The 4,727-nt window shown below is 54.0% G+C and carries 5 protein-coding genes; 4 read left to right on the plus strand and 1 reads right to left on the minus strand.

Going from position 1 to position 4,727, the window contains the following annotated elements; genetic code table 11:
* From AC1D2E_RS34775 to AC1D2E_RS34790, 4 genes are all read left to right on the plus strand, one after another.
* On the plus strand, window positions 1–598 hold a 598-nt coding region (locus AC1D2E_RS34775; protein ID WP_478201620.1), incomplete at its 5' end, for an SIR2 family protein.
* A 12-nt stretch (window positions 599–610) separates the two neighbouring features.
* Window positions 611–2,371 (plus strand): ATP-binding protein, encoded by a 1,761-nt coding sequence (locus tag AC1D2E_RS34780; protein ID WP_478201621.1) that lies wholly within the window; start codon window positions 611–613, stop codon window positions 2,369–2,371.
* A 696-nt stretch (window positions 2,372–3,067) separates the two neighbouring features.
* Complete coding sequence (locus tag AC1D2E_RS34785; RefSeq protein ID WP_478201622.1) at window positions 3,068–3,523, plus strand: hypothetical protein; 456 nt, start codon at window positions 3,068–3,070, stop codon at window positions 3,521–3,523.
* A gap of 276 nt (window positions 3,524–3,799) precedes the next feature.
* Window positions 3,800–4,339, plus strand: a complete 540-nt coding sequence (locus tag AC1D2E_RS34790; RefSeq protein WP_478201623.1) for a DUF6680 family protein — start codon at window positions 3,800–3,802, stop codon at window positions 4,337–4,339.
* Between the two features lie 134 nt (window positions 4,340–4,473).
* Here the strand turns inward: AC1D2E_RS34790 and AC1D2E_RS34795 are convergent.
* A partial coding sequence (locus tag AC1D2E_RS34795; protein WP_478201624.1) for a hypothetical protein occupies window positions 4,474–4,727 on the minus strand: 254 nt, incomplete at its 5' end.

The following is a 4,727-nucleotide window of genomic DNA, read 5'->3' on the forward strand; positions in this document are numbered from 1 at the left end:
ATATGCGGCCGAAGCTGCGGGATTTTGTGCCTACACAGGGTTCACATTCGGCATATTCGGCGATCGCGCACTGGATCCACCACCACGAATACAAGTGGGAAAGCACATAGCACGCACAGTAAATGTATGGAAGGTTCACGGATCTTTTGGCTGGTTTAGCGACAAGGACGGTGGGATCGTCGCTTTACCTCCCGTGCGCGAGCTCCCACCCGGCATGAAACCAGTCATAGTTACGCCAGGCACGGAAAAGTATCGACGCACGCACGAAGAACCATTCCGCAGTGCCATGCACAATGCCGACGGCGCAATGCGCAAGGCAAACGCCTTTCTTTGTATAGGCTACGGGTTTAATGATCCACACTTACAGCATTTACTGATGGAGCGATGCAGTCGGCCAGATATTCCATTGGTATTGATTACCAAAAAAATTAGCTCCGTCGCCCAACAGTTTTTTCGTAGCGGCCGATGTGGTCGCTACGTTGCACTCGAAGAATGTGCAGGAGGCACCCGCATGTTTTCCACTGAAGTGCCGGAAGGCATCGAACTTGCAGGCGATCCTATTTGGCAACTGGATCGATTTTTGGCACTTGTGACCTGAGATAGAAAGAGAATGACCATACTCGAATACAAAGATGATGAAGCCCTTGGGCGCGTACGTTCAGTAGACACCGCGACAGTTGTCGTTGCGGTGGACGATGTGGAGCGCTTACGGAAATTGCAGGTCAATCGATTGGCAGCGCTTCAAAGCAGTCGACCTGGCCAACACTTGATCGGCATCATTCAGAAGATTACGCGCACGGCAGTTGACGCGAAAGGCGGTCCTGTAGACAAGGAAATTGGGGAAGGTGAAGACGACGTCACTGAACTAAACGTTGTTCGAATTGTCTTGATCGGGACTCTCGTAGATAAGATCGGAACTAGGAGCAATGTGTTCTTGCGCACGCTCGAAACTGTTCCTGAGATAGACGCCAACTGCTTCGCTCTCGAAGGCCCCCGCCTGACTTCCTTTATGCGAGTAATTGCCAATATTGCAGGAGATTCACAAAAGCTATCGCTTGGACACTATACGCTCGACGAAAGTGCCGACGCATACCTCAATGGCAACAAATTCTTTCAGCGCCATGCGGTTATTGTAGGCAGCACTGGGTCCGGCAAGTCGTGGACGACTGCTCGAGTTCTCGAACAGGTAGCAGAGTTGAGCAACGCCAATGCAATCGTATTCGACATTCACGGCGAATACGAGCCTCTTTCTTCCAAGGGATTCCAGCACTTCAAAATCGCCGGGCCTGGTGACCTGAATGACTCCGCCACACTGGACTTGGGAGTCATATTCTTGCCCTATTGGCTGCTCGGGTATGAAGCCATGACCTCCATGTTTGTCGATCGCTCAGATCAAAACGCGCCAAACCAAACCATGGTAATGTCCCGAGCCATTCTGAATGCAAAGCGTTCGTACCTCGAAACGCTCAAACAGAATGAGGTATTGGCCAATTTCACTATCGACAGTCCAATACCCTTCGATCTTGATAAAGTAATTGGAGAACTATCAGACTTAAATGTGGAGATGGTCCCGGGAGTCAGGACCGAGAAGGCGGGCGAGTTCAATGGCAAACTCAGTCGACTCATTCAGCGCTTGGAAAACAAGCGCACAGATCGACGCCTGGGCTTCCTTTTCCAGGGCGCTGCAGAAACGATGACCTTCGAATGGCTTGAGCGTCTAGTCGGTAGCTTGATGGCTGGCACTATCGATCAAGAGGGAAAAAAAGGCGGCGTCAAAATAATAGACTTCTCCGAAGTTCCTTCGGATGTGCTCCCTCTCATGGTTAGTTTAGTAGCGCGACTGGCTTTCTCTATTCAGCAATGGACGGAAGCATCGAAGCGTCACCCTGTGGCCATATTTTGCGACGAAGCGCATCTCTACATTCCCGAGCGGCATCAATCTGGCGGTGCTGGAGAAATTTCGGTTGAAATTTTCGAGCGCATTGCCAAGGAAGGTCGCAAGTACGGCGTCGGTCTCGTTGTGATCAGCCAGCGCCCCTCAGAAGTAAATCGCACAGTCCTAAGTCAATGCAACAATCTTGTTGCCATGCGTTTGACGAATGGAGACGATCAAGCAGTGGTTCGCCGACTACTGCCAGATAGCTTGGGTGGATTTGGGGATTTGCTTCCAGTACTGGACACCGGCGAAGCCTTGGTAGTCGGGGACGCGAGCTTGCTGCCGACGCGCATCCGAGTGTCTATGCCGAAGCACCGACCCAATAGCGGCACCGTCGACTTYTGGGAACGCTGGGCTAATAACTCGCCGGTCGGCGGTCTCAATGCAGTGGTCGACGGATGGCGCAAACAAACTTTGCAGGTTGCAACCAGTTGAACAATCGTTGCAGCGCCGGAAATAGATTGCACCGTAGAAGCCATCACACGCCCAGCCACAGAAGAATTAAAGAGGAAGAGCATGGCGACAATAGGGCACATTAGGGGCGCCTTGCTAGAAGAAGCCATACTTCACCTATTGACGCTAGTTGGTTACCGAACAATAGAGCCCGCCCTGCTCGGTCAAGACGATGCGGGCTATCTGCGCTCCGGACACAGTGGGCTAGAAGCCCGAGGCAGGGGAACATGGCATCAACTCGACGCACTCGCCGCTAATCCGTACTCGCCCGCTTTCGTCTACCCGTTGCGACTCATCGTTGAGGCAAAGTGCTACCAGCGATCTACCCCCGTGGGTCTATCGGTGACTCGGAGCATCGTCGGCGTCCTCAAGGACATAGCGGAGAACTACTTTACGTATCGCGCAGGCGTAGGTGTAACCGACGAGCCAATATTCGGGCCCAGATATCAATATGCATCCGCAGTCTTCTCACCTACCGGCTTCACTCGAGGGGCCGTCGAGTACGCAGTTGCCCACCAGATTTTTCTCATCACATACGAAGACGTACCTGTCATTCAACCGCTCGTGCGAGCCATTTTCGAATTTGATGAGAGTTGTGTCTTGAATACGAGGGCACAGACCATTCAGGATGCGCGGCGATTCCTCAGGGCCCAATTGCGGCCAGCTGAGGTGCACTCAGTGACTACGGAGACGCTGACCCAGCGCGGCTATTCGGTGCTAAGCCACGCAGTCGCCGCGTCGGCAGATCAGATTCGCGGGTCATACTTCGGAATGCTACAAGGTCGATGGCCAATGCATCTTCTTCGCGAGGAGCCATTACCTCATGAGGCGTTCCCCACTGACCTTGTTGAATGTCGAGTTGTTCGATCGGCGGAAGGGGCATGGATGTTTGTTCCTATCGAAGCACAGGAGGGCCAGCCGAATTGGTTTGCGCTCGAGTTCAATTTACCGCCACTCATAGCAGAACTCGTGGAACATCACGCGGACGATCGTGCTACCGTCGCCGAGTTGAAACAACAGCATTTCTCTTTTATTGATGTTTCTGGTGTTATAGGTGGCATCCGAAGGAATGTTCGACTTCAACTAAATCGGCAATGGATCGAACAGGTTGTCGAGCGGCAACGCGGTCGATAGCGCCGTCAAGCCAGCATCCGCCCTCGGCATGCGTGAGAACGAGGAACTCCTCGCCCTGGCCGATGGCGTCCTACGTTCTTGAGCGTTCGAGCGAGGCGAAGGGGCCGACAGCCGTCACGGCCCAGCCCTCCACATAAGGTACCGAGGCGGACTGCAACACTCCTTTTTTCGGACTATGGCAGTTGCATCGACCGGTTGGAGCGCTCTCACCTATCTATCCTTCGTACCCTACGTGTCGCTTTCGCATACGATTGGCGTAAAACCGCGGAGAAGGAAATGGAAATGGACTGGTCGATTCGCCTAACCGACGTGCTGATGGTCCTTGCCACGATGGTGAGTCCATTCATTGCAGTTCAGGCTTCGGAAAAGTTGCGGGCCAATGCAGCGGCCAAGGATGCCCGTGAGAAGGTCTTCCATACTCTAATAAGCACGCGGGGGGCGCGATTGACGCCGGACCACGTAGCCGCTCTGAATCGAATCGATCTAGTGTTTCCGGCTGCGGCGTTTAGCGGCGTAAGCGATGCGTGGAATCTGTACATGCGTCATCTGTCCCGAGGCCGAGCTGAGATGGAGCAAGCCGGAGAAGCGCATTTCACCGAAGGCAATCGGTTATTCATGGCGCTTCTGAAGGCCATGTCAGCCGCGCTGGACATTCCATTCTCAGATACGGCGCTGCAACACAACGCATACTACCCACAGGGGTACATTCACAACGAACAGCAGGCCTATTTGCTTCGAGATGCCGCATTGTTGGTGCTGAAGGGGGAGCAGGCCATCTCCATAAAGCCGGCAGATCAGCAAACTACGAAGCACTGATCGTGGTCAGAAATGGGACGCGACCAATGCGGACGCATCCTCGATATCCAAGAAGCCTCGATCGCAGGACTTAAAGGCCTTCCTCTCAGTCAGCCTTCAGCAGCCAATCGGAGTCGCCCTACCCCCCCCCGGCCTCACCCCCGATCAGGTACTGTCCCCCCGCCCTTCACTCGCACCTCATCGATCGCACCTCTCAACGCCAGCAGGTGGCGCTCCATATCCGCATTGAGCACAGTCACCAAGCCCCGCAGTTCGACCGGCTCGATGTGAAATTCGTCGATGCCTCTGAGGGGATAGCGAGGCGACAGAAAGCTCTGAAGGCACTCGTAAGCACGGAACGAATCCTTCAAATCGCAGAACGCCACCTCGATATCCGAGACGTCAATCG

This window comes from Variovorax sp. P1_H2, assembly GCF_056405295.1.

What these genes read in the sequence shown, in the direction of transcription:
- AC1D2E_RS34790 (WP_478201623.1), top strand. Translation starts at nt 3,800, where the DNA reads ATGGAAATGGACTGGTCGATTCGCCTAACCGACGTGCTGATGGTCCTT.